17 protein-coding genes are annotated in these 16617 nt (G+C 75.4%); 11 read left to right on the forward strand and 6 right to left on the reverse strand.

Features of this window, described 5'->3' with window-relative positions:
- The first annotated feature begins 19 nt into the window (after positions 1-19).
- The 3 genes from AB0O21_RS15105 to AB0O21_RS15115 all read left to right on the forward strand — a co-directional run bounded on the left by AB0O21_RS15105 (position 20) and on the right by AB0O21_RS15115 (position 2912).
- A complete protein-coding gene (locus AB0O21_RS15105; protein WP_365171100.1) occupies positions 20-844 on the forward strand; it encodes an inositol monophosphatase in 825 nt (274 codons plus the stop codon).
- Between the two features lie 100 nt (positions 845-944).
- Positions 945-2363: an NAD(P)/FAD-dependent oxidoreductase gene (locus AB0O21_RS15110; RefSeq protein ID WP_365171102.1), complete on the forward strand. Its 1419-nt coding sequence runs from the start codon at positions 945-947 to the stop codon at positions 2361-2363.
- A 39-nt stretch (positions 2364-2402) separates the two neighbouring features.
- Complete coding sequence (locus AB0O21_RS15115) at positions 2403-2912, forward strand: O-acetyl-ADP-ribose deacetylase (RefSeq protein ID WP_365171104.1); 510 nt, start codon at positions 2403-2405, stop codon at positions 2910-2912.
- Positions 2913-3561: 649 nt separating this feature from the next.
- On the opposite strand, the gene AB0O21_RS15120 is transcribed toward AB0O21_RS15115, so the two are convergent.
- Positions 3562-3891: a TfoX/Sxy family protein gene (locus tag AB0O21_RS15120; RefSeq protein ID WP_365171105.1), complete on the reverse strand. Its 330-nt coding sequence runs from the start codon at positions 3889-3891 to the stop codon at positions 3562-3564.
- 177 nt (positions 3892-4068) lie between these two features.
- On the opposite strand from AB0O21_RS15120, the gene AB0O21_RS15125 reads away from it, so the two are divergent.
- Positions 4069-5139, forward strand: a complete 1071-nt coding sequence (locus AB0O21_RS15125) for an NAD-dependent epimerase/dehydratase family protein (protein WP_365171107.1) — start codon at positions 4069-4071, stop codon at positions 5137-5139.
- Positions 5140-5319: 180 nt separating this feature from the next.
- Here AB0O21_RS15125 and AB0O21_RS15130 read toward each other — a convergent pair whose 3' ends face one another.
- Positions 5320-6429 carry a HAMP domain-containing sensor histidine kinase gene (locus AB0O21_RS15130; RefSeq protein WP_365171109.1) on the reverse strand — a complete coding sequence of 370 codons (1110 nt, stop codon included), beginning with the start codon at positions 6427-6429 and terminating at the stop codon, positions 5320-5322.
- The gene (locus tag AB0O21_RS15135) at positions 6426-7142 is read right to left on the reverse strand and encodes a response regulator transcription factor (RefSeq protein ID WP_365171111.1); all 717 of its coding nucleotides are present in this window, start codon (positions 7140-7142) and stop codon (positions 6426-6428) included. Before AB0O21_RS15135 ends, AB0O21_RS15130 begins: the two co-directional genes overlap by 4 nt.
- Before the next feature lie 124 nt (positions 7143-7266).
- Here AB0O21_RS15135 and AB0O21_RS15140 point away from each other — a divergent pair, with 124 nt between their 5' ends.
- From AB0O21_RS15140 to AB0O21_RS15150, 3 genes are read left to right on the forward strand one after another with little or no spacing between them, the layout of a single operon-like run.
- Positions 7267-7986: a glycosyltransferase family 2 protein gene (locus AB0O21_RS15140; RefSeq protein ID WP_365171113.1), complete on the forward strand. Its 720-nt coding sequence runs from the start codon at positions 7267-7269 to the stop codon at positions 7984-7986.
- A complete protein-coding gene (locus AB0O21_RS15145; protein ID WP_365171115.1) occupies positions 7983-8609 on the forward strand; it encodes a DUF2064 domain-containing protein in 627 nt (208 codons plus the stop codon). Before AB0O21_RS15140 ends, AB0O21_RS15145 begins: the two co-directional genes overlap by 4 nt.
- Entirely contained in the window at positions 8606-9283 is a 678-nt protein-coding gene (locus AB0O21_RS15150; RefSeq protein ID WP_365171117.1) for a methyltransferase domain-containing protein, read from the forward strand. Before AB0O21_RS15145 ends, AB0O21_RS15150 begins: the two co-directional genes overlap by 4 nt.
- Here AB0O21_RS15150 and AB0O21_RS15155 read toward each other — a convergent pair.
- Entirely contained in the window at positions 9271-9702 is a 432-nt protein-coding gene (locus AB0O21_RS15155; RefSeq protein ID WP_365171119.1) for a hypothetical protein, read from the reverse strand. The genes AB0O21_RS15150 and AB0O21_RS15155 overlap by 13 nt on opposite strands.
- Complete coding sequence (locus AB0O21_RS15160) at positions 9699-10871, reverse strand: molybdopterin-dependent oxidoreductase (RefSeq protein ID WP_365171121.1); 1173 nt, start codon at positions 10869-10871, stop codon at positions 9699-9701. Before AB0O21_RS15160 ends, AB0O21_RS15155 begins: the two co-directional genes overlap by 4 nt.
- A 113-nt stretch (positions 10872-10984) precedes the next feature.
- Here AB0O21_RS15160 and AB0O21_RS15165 point away from each other — a divergent pair, with 113 nt between their 5' ends.
- Positions 10985-12421, forward strand: coding sequence for a glycosyltransferase 87 family protein (locus AB0O21_RS15165; protein WP_365171123.1), 1437 nt, complete (start codon positions 10985-10987; stop codon positions 12419-12421).
- On the opposite strand, the gene AB0O21_RS15170 is transcribed toward AB0O21_RS15165, so the two are convergent.
- A complete protein-coding gene (locus AB0O21_RS15170; protein ID WP_365171125.1) occupies positions 12379-12861 on the reverse strand; it encodes an Lrp/AsnC family transcriptional regulator in 483 nt (160 codons plus the stop codon). The genes AB0O21_RS15165 and AB0O21_RS15170 overlap by 43 nt on opposite strands.
- Before the next feature lie 168 nt (positions 12862-13029).
- Between AB0O21_RS15170 and AB0O21_RS15175 the strand changes: the two genes are divergently transcribed.
- The 3 genes from AB0O21_RS15175 to AB0O21_RS15185 all read left to right on the forward strand — a co-directional run bounded on the left by AB0O21_RS15175 (position 13030) and on the right by AB0O21_RS15185 (position 16581).
- Positions 13030-13986, forward strand: coding sequence for a DMT family transporter (locus AB0O21_RS15175; protein WP_365171127.1), 957 nt, complete (start codon positions 13030-13032; stop codon positions 13984-13986).
- Positions 13979-15160, forward strand: coding sequence for an aromatic amino acid transaminase (locus tag AB0O21_RS15180; protein ID WP_365171129.1), 1182 nt, complete (start codon positions 13979-13981; stop codon positions 15158-15160). Before AB0O21_RS15175 ends, AB0O21_RS15180 begins: the two co-directional genes overlap by 8 nt.
- A 299-nt stretch (positions 15161-15459) precedes the next feature.
- The gene (locus AB0O21_RS15185) at positions 15460-16581 is read left to right on the forward strand and encodes a sulfite oxidase (RefSeq protein WP_365171131.1); all 1122 of its coding nucleotides are present in this window, start codon (positions 15460-15462) and stop codon (positions 16579-16581) included.
- Positions 16582-16617 lie beyond the last annotated feature (36 nt).

Here is a 16617-nt window from a genome sequence, read left to right on the forward strand (position 1 = left end):
GGCGTGCTTTGCTGGGGGCATGATCAATGAGTTCCTGGCCAAGGGCCTGCCCGATGTCGAAGAAGCCGTCCGCAAGGCGGCGGCGGTCGAGATCATGCCGAGGTTCCGGCAGCTGGCCGAGCACGAGGTCGACGAGAAGAGCGGCCCGCACGACCTGGTGACCGTCGCCGACCGCAAGGCCGAGGAGCACCTGACGGCCTCCCTCACCCGGCTGCTGCCCGGCTCCGCCGTGGTCGGCGAGGAGGCCGTGCACGCCGACCCGACGGTGTACGGGGCGCTGCGCGGGGACGCCCCGGTGTGGATCGTCGACCCGGTCGACGGCACCCGGCAGTTCGTCGCCGGCGACCCGGCCTTCTGCACCCTGGTGGCGCTGGCCCACCACGGGGAGATCCTCGCCTCCTGGACCTTCGCGCCCGCCCTGGACGAGCTGGCCACCGCCGTGCGGGGGGAGGGCGCGTACGTCAACGGCGAGCGGATCCAGTGCGGTTCGCCCGAGGCGGGCGCCGACCTGCGCGTCGCCATCGCCCACCCGCTGTACACCTCCGACGAGCACAAGCGCGTCCTGGGCCGGCTGGAGGTGCCCGGGGTCGCTGCCCGGCCCTGCGGTTCGGCGGGCCTGGAGTACCTGAAGGTGGCCCGCGGCGAGATGGACGGCCTGGCCTTCACCTGGCCCTCCGCCTGGGACCACGCGGCGGGTCTGCTGCTGGTCACCGAGGCGGGCGGCGCGCACAGCACCGTCGACGGGGTCCCCTTCCGGGTGGACCGGGACAACGCGCTGCCGTTCGCGGTCGGCCGTGACGAGCCCACCACCGTACGGATCCGGGACCTGCTGCGCGGCGCGTAGGCAGAGCCCACGCCCGCCCGCCACGGCCGCATCCGTGCGGGCGGACGGTGAGGGCGCAATATCCTGGAGGCGCAGGCGCCGCCGGACGAAGGAGTCGCAAGTGCCGTCGATTCTCGATGCGGTCGTGGTGGGGGCGGGGCCCAACGGGCTGACGGCCGCCGTGGAACTGGCCCGGCGCGGCTTCTCCGTTGCCGTTTTCGAGGCCGGGGAGACGGTCGGCGGCGGGGCCAGGACCGAGGAGCTCACCCTCCCGGGCTTCCGGCACGATCCGTGTTCGGCCGTGCACCCGCTCGGCATCGGCTCGCCGGTCTTCGCGACGATGCCGCTGAAGCGGTACGGGCTGGAGTGGCTGCACGCCCCGCTGCCCATGGCGCACCCCTTCGACGACGGCACGGCCGCCGTGCTGTCCCGCTCGGTCGCGGAGACCGCGGCGTCCTTCGGGCCGCGCGACGCGGGCACGTACCGGCGCCTCGTCGAGCCCTTCCTCGGCAAGTGGGACACCCTCGCCCGGGACTTCATGTCCCTGCCGAGCACCGCGCTGCCCCGGGACCCCCTCACCCTGGCCCGCTTCGGGCTCGCCGGGCTGCCGCCCGCCACCTGGCTGCTGCGCCGCTTCCGGGACGACCGGGCGCGGGCGCTGTTCGCCGGGCTCGTCGCGCACGTCATCGCCCCGCTCGGCGGGGTCGCCACCGGGGCCGTGGGCCTGGTCTTCGCCCTCGCCGCGCACGCGAACGGCTGGCCCGTGCCGCGCGGCGGCTCGCAGTCGATCTCCGACGCGCTCGCCGCGTACCTGCGCGACCTCGGCGGCACCATCCACACCGGCTTCGAGGTCAAGCGGCTCGACGACCTCCCGCCGGCCCGGGCGTACGTCTTCGACACCTCGCCGACCGCGCTGGCCAGGATCGCCCGCCTGGGGCGCGCGTACGACGGCTACAAGTACGGCGCCTCCGTGTTCAAGATCGACTACGCGCTGGACGGCCCCGTCCCGTGGACCGCCGAGGAGCCGCGCCGGGCCGGCACCGTCCAGATCGGCCCGGGTACCCGGGACATCGACGCGGCCCTCCAGCTCGCCTCCGGCGGCCGGGCCCCGCGCAACCCCTTCCTCATCACGGCGCAGCCCAGCCTCGTCGACCCGGGCCGGGCCCCCGACGGCAAGCACGTGCTCTGGGCGTACGGACACGTCCCCGCGGGCTGGGACGGCGACCTCACCGAAGCCGTCGAACGCCAACTGGAGCGCTTCGCCCCGGGCTTCCGCGACCTGGTCCTGGCTCGCGCCACGGCCGGCCCGCCCCAGCTCGCCGCCCGCAACCCCAACTACGTCGGCGGGGACATCGCGTGCGGCTCCGCCGCCGGACTCCAGCTCCTGCTGCGGCCGAAGCTGTCCCTCACCCCGTACGCGACGGCCCACCCGGCGGTCTTCCTGTGCTCCTCCGCGACCCCGCCGGGTCCGGGCGTCCACGGGATGTCCGGCCACAACGCGGCCAAGGCGGTCTGGCGCCGGCTGCGCGCCGCCTCCTGAGGTGCCGACGAGACGACCACGAACGAGAGAGGCCCGATCATGGTGCGAGTGACCCTGGTTCAGGGGGACATCACGACCCAGCACGTGGACGCGATCGTCAATGCTGCGAACTCCTCACTCCTCGGCGGAGGGGGAGTGGACGGCGCCATCCACCGCCGCGGCGGCCCGGAGATCCTCGCCGCCTGCCAGGACCTGCGCCGCTCGCACTACGGCAAGGGCCTCCCGACCGGCCGCGCCGTCGCCACCACCGCGGGCCGGCTCTCGGCCCGCTGGGTGATCCACACCGTCGGGCCGGTCTGGTCGCGGGACGAGGACCGCTCGGAGCTGCTGGCTTCCTGCTACCGGGAGTCGCTCCGGGTGGCGGACGAGCTGGGCGCCCGTACGGTGGCCTTCCCGGCCGTGTCCACGGGCGTCTACGGCTGGCCGATGGACGACGGGGCCCGCATCGCGGTGGAAACGGTCCGGGCCGCCGCCACGTCGGTCGAAGAGGTGTACTTCGTCCTCTACGACCCGGTGGCGTACGAGACCTTCGCAACCGCCCTGGGCTGACCGCGCCGGCCGGCCCACGCACCCGCCCGCCGTGGTCTCCAGCGGCCCCAGCCGGCCGGCGTGCCCGCAGCGGGCCGGGCGGCCCCGCCACCGGCCGCCACGGCCGGCCGCTGCGCCCCTCGGCCGATACGGCCGACGGGCATGCGCGGCCTGCGCCGCACGTGCCCGTCGACGCGACTTCGGTTACCGGTCCAGCCGGCACTGTCCGAAGCGGGGGCCCTGGACGAGGGTGGCCGTCTGGGTGAGGGACGGCAGCGATGCCCGGTACGGCCATGGCCATCAGTGCGCCGATGACCAGCGTCTTCCCGGCGGCGGGACGCCGCAGGAGCGTCTTTCGCATCGGATTCCCTCTTTCGGAAGTGGGTCTGCCCGGCCTGGGGCGGCGGGGCAGCGGAAGCGGCGGCAGTGGCGGATCCAGGTCGTGGAGGGCCGTGCCGCGAGGAGAGGGGCGGATTGCGCTTGCGGAATGTATCAGTCAGATAAGCGTGCAAGTAAGGGGGAAATCCTGGAATTGCCTGGCAAATGCGGTACTGGCGGGTAGGGGTGGGGTGGCTGCGGACGTGTGCGGCGGAGGGCGCGCGGGCATGCCGGTGGGCGGACCGCCGGAGGGCGGCCCGCTGCGGGCCGGTGTGCGGGGTGTGGCCGGGTGCTACTTGGGTGGAAGGGTCGCGGCGAACGCGACGCCCCGGTCGATCCACTCGCCGAGCGCCGAGTCCTCGGCGAGGCCCTCCGGCGCGACGGTGACCCAGCCGCGCATCGGACGGCCGGAGAAGTCGAACACCCGGGCGCCCGGCCGGTCGAGGGCGGCGTCCGTGGCCTCGGGGCCGACGCGGACGATCAGCTCGTCCCCGATCACGCCGACGGCCATGTTCCCGTGCAGGAGCAGGGCCAGCCCGCCGAACATGCGCTTCTCCGTGAGGCCCGCCCCGGCGCCCAGGTGTTCCCGGATGCGCTGGGCCAGGCCCTCGTCGTACGTCATGGCGCCCCTCGACGAAGCCGGTGTGGTCGAACCGTACGACGGTTCCGCCCCCGGGGTGCTCTTCCGGCGCGCGGACGGCCCCCGTGTCGTCGCGGGGTGGCTCCGGCCGGTGACGGAAGTCTTACGTGACGGCGTGGAACGGGGCGCGCGGGCGGGCGTCTGCGTAACGTCCGCGGGATGCGAGTACTGGTCACGGGAGGCGCCGGGTTCATCGGCGCGCACATCGTCACGGCACTGAACGGGCGCGGGCACCAGCCGGTGGTGCTCGACGCGTTGCTGCCCGCCGCCCACCCCGGGCCGCCGCGGTTGCCCGACGCGGAGCTGGTACGCGCGGACGTGCGCGACGCGGAGGCCGTACGGGCCGCACTGCGCGGCGTCGACGCGGTGTGCCACCAGGCCGCGATGGTCGGGCTCGGCAAGGACTTCGCGGACGCGCCCGCGTACGTCGGCTGCAACGACCTCGGTACGGCGGTGCTGCTGGCGGGCATGGCGGAGGCGGGCATCGGCCGGCTGGTGCTGGCCGGGTCGATGGTCGTGTACGGGGAGGGGCGGTACGAGTGCCCGCGCGACGGCGTCGTACGGCCCGGGCCGCGGGAGGTCGCGGACCTGGAGGCGGGGCGGTTCGAGCCGCGCTGCCCGAAGTGCGGGGCGGAGCTGGTCCCGGGGCTGGTGGACGAGGACGCCCCGGTGGATCCGCGCAACGTGTACGCGACGACGAAGCTGGCGCAGGAGCACCTGGCCGCCTCCTGGGCGCGGTGCGTGGACGGCCGGGCGGTGGCCCTGCGCTACCACAACGTGTACGGGCCGGGGATGCCGAGGGACACCCCGTACGCCGGGGTGGCCTCCTTCTTCCGCTCGGCGCTGGCCCGCGGGGAGGCGCCGCGGGTGTTCGAGGACGGGGGCCAGCGGCGGGACTTCGTCCACGTACGGGACGTGGCCGCGGCCAATGCGGTGGCGCTGGAGGGGGTCGGCGGCCGGGCGGCCGGCTCGCTGGTCGCGTACAACACGGGCAGCGGCGAGCCGCAGACCATCGGGGAGATGGCGCGGGCGCTCGCGGGTGCCCACGGGGGGCCCGCCCCGGTGGTCACGGGGGAGTACCGGCTGGGCGACGTACGGCACATCACGGCGGACTCGCGCCGTCTGCGCACGGAACTGGGGTGGCGGCCGGAGGTCGCCTTCGCGGAGGGCATGCGGGAGTTCGCCCACGCGGAACAGCGGGCGTCGGCGGCTTCGGCGCAGCCGGCGTAGGGGGGGCGCGGGGTCCGGGGCGGAGCCCCAGGTCTTTCAGGCCGGGCCGCACCCTCCAGCCCGTCCGGCGTTTGAGGACCGGGGTCTGGGGCGGAGCCCCGGTTTCGGGAAGGGGCGGGGTGGGGGAAGGCCCCGCGCAGCGGCCCGCACCCAGGGGGCCGCCGGGGCCGGGCGCGCGCCCTACGCAGGCAGCGGCAGGGTTACCTCGAAGCGGCAGCCGCCCGGGACGTTGTGGACGTGGGTGTGGCCCGCGTGGGCCTCGACGATGCCGCGGACGATGGCGAGGCCCAGGCCGGCTCCCGCCGGGGGTGTGCGGGCGGCGGTGCCGCGCCAGCCGGTGTCGAAGACGCGGGGGAGGTCCTCGTCCGGGATGCCGCCGCAGCCGTCCGTGACGGACAGGACGACCGTGGTGAGGCGGCGTTCGGCCGCGATGGCCACGGTGCCGTCGGCCGGCGTGTGGCGGATGGCGTTGACCAGCAGGTTGGCGAGGACCCGGGTCATCTCCTTGCCGTCCACCTCCACCGGTACTGATTCGACCCGGCCTCCCACCAGGCGGACCCCGTGCTCGTCGGCGAGCGCGTGCGCGCCGGACAGCGCGTCGCCCACCAGGTCGTAGACCGACATCCGGGTCGGGGCGAGGGTGAGCGCGCCCGCGTGGATGCGGGACAGCTCGAAGAGGTCTCCGACCATGGTGTTCAGCCGCTCGACCTCGGTACGGATCTGCCGGTGGTAGCGGGCCGGGTCCGCGGCCATGCCGTCCTCCAGCGCCTCCGACATGGCGCGCAGCCCGGCCAGCGGGGTGCGCAGGTCGTGGGAGATCCAGGCGACGAGCTCGCGGCGCGAGGTCTCCAGGGCCCGCTCGCGTTCCCGGGAGGCGGCCAGTTTGGCGCTGGTGGCCGCCAACTCCCGGGAGAGGCCCGCGAGTTCGGCGGTGGCCGGGACGGCCGGCGCCGCGAAGCTGCCCCCGTCCCCGAACTCGCGGGCGGCGAGCGTGAGATCGCGGCTGCGGGCCACGACCCAGCGTCCCAGGAGGAGTGCGGTGGCCAGCGAGACCACGGCGGCCATCGCCACGACGAGCGTGACCACGGTGAGGTCGTGCGGGGAGAGGAACATCGCCCGGGCGACGGACAGGGTGCCGGCCAGCATGGCGGTCGTCGCGACCGCGGCCACCACGGTGAGGGCGACCGTGACCGAGCGGTGGCGCAGCAGGCGGAGGGCGAGGGCGCCGAGGAGGCCGGCGCAGCCGGCCCCGCCGAGGGCGAACGCCGCGATCAGCAGGAGGTCGTTCATGAGGGATCGAAGCGGTAGCCGACGCCCCACACGGTCTGGATGAGCCGCGGCGCGGCCGGATCCTCCTCGACCTTGGCGCGCAGCCGGCGCACGTGGACGGTGACGGTGGACAGGTCGCCGAAGTCCCAGCCCCACACGTCCCGCATCAGCTGCTCACGGCCGAGGGCGAGCCCCGGGTGGCGCAGGAAGTGCGCGAGGAGGTCGAACTCGCGGAGGGTGAGCGCGAGTTCCCGCCCGTGCTTGGAGGCCCGGCGGGGGCCCGGGTCGAGGGTCAGGCCGCCGCCGTTCAGCGTGCGCTGCCCCGCGGGAGTGGCCGCGGGGAGTGCGCGTCCGCGGCGCAGTACGGACTCGACGCGCAGGACGAGCTCGCGCGGGCTGAAGGGCTTGGTGACGTAGTCGTCGGCGCCCAGTTCCAGTCCGGCGATCCGGTCGTCCTCGTCGCCGCGCGCGGTCAGCATCACCACCGGCACGGGCGCGAGGGCGCGGAGCCTGCGGCACACCTCCAGCCCGTCGAGGCCCGGCAGCATCAGGTCCAGGACGACGAGGTCCGGCCAGGTGCGCTGCGCGACCGCGAGGGCGGTGAGGCCGTCCGCGGCGTGCTCCACGGTGTAGCCGGCCCGCTCCAGGTATCCGGTGACGACCTCGGCGACCGTCGGGTCGTCGTCGACGACCAGGACGCGGCCTGCGGGGGAGGGAGGGGGTTGCACGCTCATGGCACACAGCGTCCCATCCGGCGCGGCGGCCGTGGTGGCGGGGCGGCCGCGGGGAGGGTGACGTCCGCGTTTCGTAAGGAGTCGAAGGGCCCTCGGCCTCGGCCGGATCCATACGGTGAAACCCGTGACCGTAGACGTCGTACTTCCCTGTCTGAACGAGGCCGGGGCGCTGCCCTGGGTGCTCGCCCGCATCCCCGCCGGCTGGCGGGCCGTCGTGGTCGACAACGGCTCCGACGACGGGTCCGCCGCCATCGCGCGGGACCTCGGCGCGACCGTCGTGCACGAAGCGCGCCGCGGGTTCGGCGCGGCCTGCCACGCGGGGCTGCTGGCGGCGGAGGCGGACACCGTCTGCTTCTGCGACTGCGACGCCTCCCTCGACCCCGGGCTGCTGGAGCGGTTCGTGTCGATCGTGGAGGGCGGCGGGGCCGACCTCGTGCTGGGCCGCCGCCGGCCGCAGGGGCGGGGCGCCTGGCCGGCCCACGCGCGGGCCGGGAACCTGGCGGTCGCGCGCATGCTGCGGCGCCGCACCGGGCTGCGCCTGCACGACATCGGCCCGATGCGGGCGGCCCGGCGCGAGGCACTGCTCGCGCTGGGCCTGACCGACCGGCGCAGCGGCTACCCGCTGCAGATGGTCGTACGGGCCGCCGACGCCGGATGGCGGGTACGCGAGGTGGACGTCCCGTACCTGCCCCGCGCGGGCAAGTCCAAGGTCACCGGCACCTGGCGGGGCACCTGGCAGGCCGTGCGCGACATGAGCCGCGTACTGGCCGAACCGGCCGCCGCGGCCCGGGTGGCGCCCGAGCGCGGCCGGGTGTCCGGTCCCGAGAGCGGGGGGACGGCGTGACCACGCTGCTCGTCATCGCCAAGGAGCCCCTGCCGGGGCGGGTGAAGACGCGGCTGACCCCGCCGTTCACCCCGGAAGAGGCCGCCTCCCTGGCCGGGGCCGCGCTCGCCGACACCCTCGCGGCCGTCGCCGCCACCCCGGCCGCGCGGCGCGTCCTGGTGCTCGACGGGCGGCCCGGCCCCTGGCTGCCGGCCGGCTTCGAGGTGGTCCCGCAGTGCGGCGGCGGCCTCGACGAGCGGCTCGCCGACGCCTTCGCCGGGTGCACCGGCCCGGCCCTGCTCATCGGCATGGACACCCCGCAGGTCACCCCCGGGCTGCTGGCCCCGCCCGACTGGGAGGCGTACGACGCCTGGTTCGGCCCGGCCGTCGACGGCGGCTTCTGGGCACTGGGCCTGGCGCGGCCCGACCCCGCGCTGCTGCGCGGCGTACCCATGTCCGTACCCGGGACCGGCGCCGCGCAGTACGCGCGGCTGGCGGACGCCGGGTTGCGCATCGGCCGGCTGCCGCTGCTGCGGGACGTGGACACCGCAGAGGACGCGCGGCTGGTGGCCGCCGAAGCCCCCGGCGGGCGCTTCGCGGCCCTGCACGCGCGGCTGACCGGCGAGGGGGCCGTACGCGTATGACCGCCCTCGGCCGCGCCCCCGCGGAACCCACCGCCTGGCGGGCGGACCCGTACGCCGACGCGCTGCGCACCGGACGAGGCCCGCTCTACCTGCGCCGCACCGATGGCTGGCTGCTGCCGCTGGAGGTGGAGCGCTGGTGCGCCGCCCCGGACGCCGCGGACCTCAGCGTCCTCGGCCGGTGCCGGGGCGCGGTGCTCGACATCGGATGCGGCCCCGGCCGGCTGGTCGCCGCCCTCGCGGCCCGCGGCCACCGCGCCCTGGGCATCGACGTGAGCCCGGAAGCGGTGGCCCACACCGGACGCCTCGGCGGGCTCGCCCTGTGCCGCTCCGTGTTCGAGCCGCTGCCCGGCGAGGGGCGCTGGGACACGACGCTGCTCATGGACGGCAACATCGGCATCGGCGGAGACCCGGCCGCCCTGCTGCGGCGGCTGGACGAACTGACCGGCCCCGGCGCGGCCGTCATCGCGGAATGCCTGGCGGTGGACGTGGACGACACCTGCGAGGTCCGCCTCGACGACGGCCGCGGCCGCCTCGGCGCGCCCTTCCCGTGGGCCCGGGTCGGCGCCCGGGCCCTGCGCCGGCACGCCGGGGCGGCCGGCTGGGCGTGCCCGGGGCAGTGGTCGGTGGCGGGGCGGGTCTTCGTCGCGCTGACCCGGGCGCCTCAGCCGGCCTGAGTGCCGGCGCTGCCGCCTCGGCGCGGGCGGCGGCGCCACCACCCCAGGAGCACCGCCGCGGCCGCCACCACCGCGACCGCGCCGAGCACGAGCAGCAGGTTGCGGGCGTACGGCAGCGGCAGCGCCGACGGGTTGGCCGGTGCGCCCGGCCGTACCAGCAGCGGCAGCGTGATCAGCAGCAGTGAGCCTCCCGTGACGAGGGCCCCTCGCAGCACCCCCCGGGCGGGCCCGGCGGCGATCAGGAGGCCGACGGCCAGGACCAGCGGCGCGATCAGCCCGTCGTGCAGGACGAGCGCGCCGACCAGCCAGACGCCCACGTCCCCGGGGGCCGGCAGCCGTGAGAGCTGCCATCCGCCGATCCCGATCAGCAGCAGGCCCGCAGCGCCCAGCGACCACCGCAGCACGTCCGACGCCTTCACAGCACCTCCAGCCGGGTGACCCACTTCGTCTGCAGTACGCCCGGCCGGTTCGGCGCGATGATCCGCGCCGGGTAGCCGTGATCGGGCTCCAGCACCTGCCCGTTCAGGGTGAGGGCCAGCAGGGTCAGCGGGTCGCGTACGTACTCCGCCCCCATTTCCATCACCCGGTAGGCGCCGGCCACTTCGAGGGAGACCACCCGCACCCCGCACCCGGGCCGCCCGCCGGCCCGCGCCACCAGGTCCCGTACGGGCACCCCCGCCCAGCGGGCCTCCACGCTCCAGCCCTCCACGCAGGAGATCGGCAGCCGGGCGTGCGTCTGCGGCAGCGCCCGCAGCTGATCCAGCGTCAGGGTGTAGGGGTGCGGGCCGGCCACCTCCAGCCGCCAGTCGCGCAGCGCCGCCTGTGTCACGCCGGCCGCGGCCACCGTGCGGTTGACCGGCAGGCCCTGCGGCCCGATGTCGGGATGGCGCGGCGCCAGCAGGTCCAGCCGCTTCAGCGGGGTGAAGGCCTGCCCCACGGTGGTCAGGGTCACCGCGCCCACCGCCGCGCCGACCCCCAGCAGCAGCGCGCGCCGGTCCGGGGCGTCCTCGGCGGGCAGGGCCAGGGTGCCGGCCGAGCGGCGGCTCCAATGCGCCCGGATCTCACGGGCCTTGACCGCGACGTGCAGCAGGATCGAGCCCGCCACCACCCACGCCACCGCGAAGTGCGTCTGGACGAACGGGAACGGCCACGGATACCACTCGACGATGTTCAGCAGCCCGGTGAACACCTGGAAGACGGCCGTCGCCACCAGCACCGCCACCGAGAGCCGCTCCAGCGCGTGCCGCACGGACCGCACCGGCGGCCAGACGAACAGCCTCGGATAGACCGCCCACAGTTTGGCGAGCAGCAGCACGATCGCCGCCAGCCCCGAGGCGACGTGCAGCCCCTGGGTGAGCCGGTACCCCCACACCGGCCGGCCGGGCAGGCCGTTCGCGAGCCAGCCGGGCGGATGCTGGAGGTAGTGGCTGATCAGCCCGGTCACGAAGCACACCGCGAAGGCGGCGCCCAGCCACCGTCCGACGGCGGTCGCGGTACGGGCGTCGTGCAGGCGGCCTCCGAACGAGGGCGGTCTGACGGACGGAAGGGCGCGCGGGAGGGCGGGGCGCCGACGGGCTCGCTTGGTCATGGCGTCCATCACAGCGCCGTCCGGAGCCGAGCGGTGGATCCGACACCTTACGGATCGCGGACACCGGGCCGTGCCGGGCCGCTCCGCCGGTGTACAGGTGCCAGGCTCTTGCCATGCAGAGCCTCCGCCCCGGGGCCGGCCCGCGGATCGGCACGAGGACCGGCACCGGCCCGAACCCGCGCCCGCGCTCCCGTACGGCCGTCCCGGCCGTCCTCCTGGCCGCCCTGGCCGCCGTCCTGGTGTGCACGGTCCGCAAGGACGGCTACTTCACGGACCCGGCCGGGCTGTCCTGGTGGTACGCGGCCTGCTGGGCGCTGTTCGCCGCGGCCGTGTGGGCGCTGCGGGCGGTGCCCGCGCGCCACGTCGTCCCGCTGGTGCTGGCCGGCTCCGTGGTGGTGGCCGCCACCGGGCTGGTCGCGGCCCCCCGCACCAGCACCGACTCCTTCCGCTACGCCTGGGACGGCCGGGTCCAGGCGGCGGGGATCTCCCCGTACGACCACGCCCCGGCCGATCCCGAGCTGCTGGCGCTGCGGGACCGCTGGCTCTTCCCGCAGGGGGCCGCCGCCTGCGCCGGTCCGGACCTGGCGCCCGTCTCCCCCGGGGTGTGCACGCGGATCAACCGGCCGCAGGTGCACACCGTCTACCCGCCCGTGGCCGAGGGGTACTTCCTCCTCGTCCACGGCCTCTCGCCGGATGGTGGGCACCTGGGGCCCCTGCAGGCCGGCGCGGCCCTGCTGTCCGTGGCCACGGCGGGCGCGCTCGTGCTGATCCTGCGCCGGCGCGGTGATCCGCGTACCGCCGCCTACTGGGCCTGGTGCCCGGCCGTGCCCGTCGAGGCGGTGAACAACGCCCATGTCGACGTGCTCGCCGTCCTGCTGTCCGTCGCCGCCCTCGGGGTGGTCGTCCGGCACCGGGCGGCGGGCGGCGCGCTGTTCGGGCTGGCGGTCGCCGCGAAGCTGCTGCCCGCGGTGCTGCTGCCCGGCGCCCTGTCCGGGGTGCGGCGGATCCGCGACGCGGCCGCCGTCCTGCTGCCCGCGGCCGCCGTCGTCGGCCTGGTGTACCTGCCGTACGTCCTCGGCTCGCACTCCTCCGTCCTCGGCTACCTGGGCGGCTACGCCGAGGAGGAGGGCTACGAGGACGCGTCGGCGCGCGGCCGGTACGCCCTGCTGCGGCTGGTCTTCCCCGACTCCTGGGCGCTGCCGCTCGTGGCCCTCGTCATGGCGGCGGTGGTCGCGTACGTCATCCGGCGCGGCGACCCGGAGCGCCCCTGGAGCGGGGCGCTGCTGGTGACCGGGTCCGCGTTCCTGCTCATGACGCCCGGCTACTCCTGGTACGCGCTCCTGCTGATCGCCCTGGTGGCCCTCGACGGCCGCTGGGAATGGCTCGCCACCGCCCTCGCGGGTGCCGCCGCGTACGTCACCGGCCGGGCCCTCGGCGAGGCGACGGGCACGGTCGCCTACGGGCTCGCGGCCGCCGCCGTGCTCGCCGGCCAGATGCTGCGGCGGCCTCAGACGCGGCGGGCCGAGGCGCCCGGGGTGGGGCGCGGGTAGGTACGGGACTGCTTGACGCTGCCGTAGGCGAAACTCGACTCGATCGAGGCGATGCCGGGGATGGCGTGGATCCGGTCGCGCACCAGGGATTCGTAGGCCTCCAGGTCCTCGATGACCACCCGGAGCAGGTAGTCGCTGCTGCCCGCCATCAGGTAGCAGTCCTGGATGTGCTCGATGACCTGGACGTGCTCCTCGAAGGTGCGGACCGCGTCCGCCGTGTGGCGTTCCAGGCGGATCCGGACGAACACGGTGATCGGCAGCCCGTAGGAGACCTGGTCGACGACGGCCGTGTAGCCGCGGATGAGGCCCGCCTCCTCCAGGCGCCGGACCCGCCGCAGGCAGGGCGAGGGGGAGAGGCGGACGCGGTCGGCGAGGTCCTGGTTGGACAGCCGCCCGTCGGCCTGCAATTCCCGGATGATCTGCAGATCGACCGCGTCCATGGCCACTCCTCGGCACTCCTTGGCAGATTCTGCCCCAAACGTATGTCCGGGAGGCAGAACTGGCAATCGACTGCCCCGGCCCAGGCCCTACGGTTGCGGGTGTACGGAATCCCGTACGCGTGTACGAGTCCCGGAACCCGCGGGCCCCGGAAGCTGGAGCCACCACCCTTGGTAGCCATCGACACCACGGCCGCCGCCGCACACCCCGCGGCGGCCGGCCGGCACCGGCTCTCCCCGCAGACCCAGGGGATGGCCGCCCTGCTGGTGACCGTGGCGATCTGGGCCGCCTTCGCGCTCAGCGCCCGCGCGCTCAGCGCCTCCTCCCTGCTGCCGGCCGACGCCGCCCTGCTGCGCTTCGGCGTCCCCCTCGTCGTGCTCGCCCCCGCCCTGTGGCGGCGCCGCCACCGCATCGCCGCGGTCCGGCCGGGCGCCGCGATCAAGATCGTGTGCGGCGCCGGAGTGCCGTTCTTCCTCGCGGCGATGCACGGCGGCGCCCTGACCTCCGCCGCCTTCGTCGGCTCGATCGTCCCCGGCATGGTCCCGCTCTTCGTCTCCGCGCTGATGGTCGCCCGCGGGCACCGCGCGCCCCGCGGCACGCAGGCGGCCGGGCTCGCGCTGATCGCGGTCGGCGTGGCCGCCCTCGTCTGGCGCTACGTGGTCCCCGTGGACACCGGCGTACTGGCGGGCGCGGGCACGCTGCTGGTGGCCAGCGGGCTGTGGGCGCTGTACACGGTCGGGCTCAAGGAGGTCGACCTCGATCCCGTCGGGTCGATCGGCCTGCTCTGCCTGCCCTCCTTCGCGGTCATCGGACTCCTCGTCCTGACCGGGGTGCTCCCGACGGGCCTCGCACGGGCGGCCGGCTCCGACATCGCGCTGTTCCTGGTCGTGCAGGGGCTCGGGGTCGGACTGTGCGCCGGCCTGCTGTACGCCTTCGCCATCCGCCGGCTGGGCGCAGAGCGCAGCTCCGTCGTCGGCAGCCTCAGCCCCGTGGCCGTGGTCCTGCTCGCCATCCCCGTACTCGGCGAGTCGCCGACCCTCGCCGTCCTCGTCGGCGTCCCCCTCATCACCGCCGGCGTCGTCCTCGCCAACCGACGCCCCCGACCCAAGGTGCCCGCAGATGCTTGAGCTCCTCCCGCCGCCGCCCGCCGACCCGTTGTGGGTCCTGACCGACGAGTTCGGCGCCGACCCGCGCACCGAACGCCTCAACCTCGTCCTCGGCGTCTACCGCGACGAATCGGGCCGCACCCCCGTCATGACCGCCGTGCGGGAGGCCGAGATCCGGCTGGCGGAGCGCTCCGAGTCCAAGGAGTACCGGGGCCTGTCCGGCAACACCGCCTTCAACAAGGCCCTGCTGACGATGGTCCTGGGCGCCGGCGGCCCCTCGGAGCGGGCCGCGGCCGTCCAGACCGTCGCGGGCTCCGGCGCGCTGCGCCTGCTGGCCGACCTGATCTGCCGGACCCGGCCGGGCACCACGGTGTGGATCAGCGACCCCGCCTACGTCAACCACCGCCCCATCCTGGAGGCGGCCGGGCTGAAGGTGCGTACCTACGGCTGGCGCGACGCCCGGGGCCGCTTCGACACCGAGGGCGTACTGCGGGAGCTCGGCGCCGCGGGGCGCGACGACGTGGTCCTGCTCCAGGGCTGCTGCCACAACCCCACCGGGGTCGACCCGCTGCTGGACGACTGGGAGGCGCTCGCCGAGTCGGCCGTCACCCGCGGCTGGGTGCCCTTCGTGGACCTCGCCTACCACGGGCTCGGCGACGGCCTGGAGGCCGACCTGCTGCCCACCCGGATGCTGGCGGCGCGCGTGCCCGAGATGCTGATCGCGGTCAGCTGCTCGAAGAACTTCGGCCTCTACAGCGACCGCGTCGGCTGCGCCATCGTGCTCGGCGCCTCGGCCGGCGCCGCACGGCACGCCGAGACGGCCCTCCAGAACGCCGCCCGCACCCAGTACTCGATGCCGCCCGAGCACGGCGCCGCAGTGGTGACGACGATCCTGGAGGACGCCGGGCTGCGGGCCGCCTGGCGGGCCGAACTCGACCTCATGCGGGGCCGGATCACGGCCAACCGGGCCGTGCTGACCGCCCACCTGACCGCGCTGGGCTGCGAGGCGCAGGCACGGGTGCTGGCCGGGCAGAAGGGCATGTTCTCGATGCTGCCGCTCGCGGCGCCGCAGATGCTCGCGCTGCGCAGGGAGTTCGCGATCTACGGCACGGCCTCGGGGCGGGTCAACATCGCGGGCATCCCGGGGGACCGGATCCCGTGTCTCGCACGGGGCATCGCCGCGGTGATGGGCTGAGCCCGTCGGGCACGCGGCCGCGGACAAGACAGTCCCCGGCAGTCCCGTCGATGCCACGAGCCATCCGCCGTCGCAGGTGGCTCCCATGGTCGAACGCGGTCTGCCGGGGGCCTGGCCAGAGCCTGGACAAGGGTCACGCGGGCCTCTGAACGTCTTCAGAGGGCGGCTGCGGCTCTTTCCGGTGATCCGGTGTAAAGATGAGTTTCCTCCCAATTCGTCCAGAGTCAAGAGGTTCCCGGACGTAAGCTGAAAGGGATCTGCGTCGTGCTCGGCAGCGAGCCCGAACGAAGGTGGGAGCCATGACCGCATGGTCGATCTCACGCGGACCCGGAGCCACGGCCTGGGCACCCGACACGGTCACGTCCGACCCGTACAACGCGCAGACGCCGCCGGCCGCCCTGGTCGAGCCGGTGACGCCCGTGGGGGCCTTCTTCGTACGCGACCACTTCGGCATCCCGCAGACCACACCCCAGTTGTGGCGCCTGCGGCTCGGCGGCGCCGTCGCCGCCCCCTTCGACATCGGCTACGAGGAGCTCCTCGGGCTGGAGCGGAGGGAACTCGACTGCGTCCTGGAATGCGCGGGCAACGGCCGCGCCATGATGACCCCCCGCCCACCGGGCCTGCCCTGGACCCAGGGAGCCGTGGGCTGCGCGCACTTCGCGGGCGTCCCGTTCCGCGCCCTCGCCGCCCGCGCCGGGATCCGGCCGGCCGCCCTGGAGATCGTCTTCACCGGGGCGGACTCCGGCACCGTGCACGGCCTGCCCACCGCCTTCGAGCGCAGCCTCCCCCTCTCCGCCGCCCTCCACCCCGACACCCTCCTCGCCACCCACATGAACGGCGAGCCCCTCGCCCCCGAGCACGGGGCCCCGGTCCGCCTGGTGGTACCCGGCCGGTACGCCGTTGCCGACGTGAAGTGGCTGGTGGAGGCCCGGGCCGTGACCGAGCCGTTCACCGGGGTCTTCCAGGCCGAGGAGTACGTCTACACCGCCTCGCGCGGCACCCCCGAAGGGCCCGTGACCACGGTCAGGGTCAAGTCGCTCATCACCGAGCCCGAGCCGGACACCGCCGTCCGCCGCGGCCACGAGACCCTCGTCCGGGGCCGGGCATGGTCCGGCGACGGGGTGCCCGTACGGCGGGTCGAGATCAGGGCCTCGTACGAGGGCGACGACGCCCAGGCGGACCGGGGCGACCTCGGCAGGCTCGGCGACCGGGACTGGACCGACGCCGTACTGGAACCCCCGCCCGGGCCCTACGCCTGGACCGGCTGGTCCTACCGGTGGACGCCCACGCGCCCCGGCCCGTACCGGCTCCTGGCCCGCGCGACCGACGAACACGGCGACACCCAGCCGCCGCGGGCGCCCTGGAACGCCCGGGGCTACGGCTGCAACCCGGTGTCCGCGGTCGAGGTGGTCGTCGTCTGAGCCACGTCGAACGGGGCACCCCCGATCAGGGGCCGA

Origin of the sequence: Streptomyces sp. NPDC091371 (assembly GCF_040684275.1) — a bacterium.
In the GTDB taxonomy this organism is placed as follows: domain Bacteria; phylum Actinomycetota; class Actinomycetes; order Streptomycetales; family Streptomycetaceae; genus Streptomyces.

What these genes read in the sequence shown, in the direction of transcription:
- AB0O21_RS15125 (WP_365171107.1), top strand. Translation starts at nt 4,069, where the DNA reads ATGCGAGTACTGGTCACGGGAGGCGCCGGGTTCATCGGCGCGCACATC.
- AB0O21_RS15115 (WP_365171104.1), top strand. Translation starts at nt 2,403, where the DNA reads ATGGTGCGAGTGACCCTGGTTCAGGGGGACATCACGACCCAGCACGTG.
- AB0O21_RS15180 (WP_365171129.1), top strand. Translation starts at nt 13,979, where the DNA reads ATGCTTGAGCTCCTCCCGCCGCCGCCCGCCGACCCGTTGTGGGTCCTG.
- AB0O21_RS15130 (WP_365171109.1), bottom strand. Translation starts at nt 6,429, where the DNA reads ATGAACGACCTCCTGCTGATCGCGGCGTTCGCCCTCGGCGGGGCCGGC.
- AB0O21_RS15165 (WP_365171123.1), top strand. Translation starts at nt 10,985, where the DNA reads ATGCAGAGCCTCCGCCCCGGGGCCGGCCCGCGGATCGGCACGAGGACC.
- AB0O21_RS15170 (WP_365171125.1), bottom strand. Translation starts at nt 12,861, where the DNA reads ATGGACGCGGTCGATCTGCAGATCATCCGGGAATTGCAGGCCGACGGG.
- AB0O21_RS15105 (WP_365171100.1), top strand. Translation starts at nt 20, where the DNA reads ATGATCAATGAGTTCCTGGCCAAGGGCCTGCCCGATGTCGAAGAAGCC.
- AB0O21_RS15150 (WP_365171117.1), top strand. Translation starts at nt 8,606, where the DNA reads ATGACCGCCCTCGGCCGCGCCCCCGCGGAACCCACCGCCTGGCGGGCG.
- AB0O21_RS15120 (WP_365171105.1), bottom strand. Translation starts at nt 3,891, where the DNA reads ATGACGTACGACGAGGGCCTGGCCCAGCGCATCCGGGAACACCTGGGC.
- AB0O21_RS15160 (WP_365171121.1), bottom strand. Translation starts at nt 10,871, where the DNA reads ATGACCAAGCGAGCCCGTCGGCGCCCCGCCCTCCCGCGCGCCCTTCCG.
- AB0O21_RS15135 (WP_365171111.1), bottom strand. Translation starts at nt 7,142, where the DNA reads ATGAGCGTGCAACCCCCTCCCTCCCCCGCAGGCCGCGTCCTGGTCGTC.
- AB0O21_RS15185 (WP_365171131.1), top strand. Translation starts at nt 15,460, where the DNA reads ATGACCGCATGGTCGATCTCACGCGGACCCGGAGCCACGGCCTGGGCA.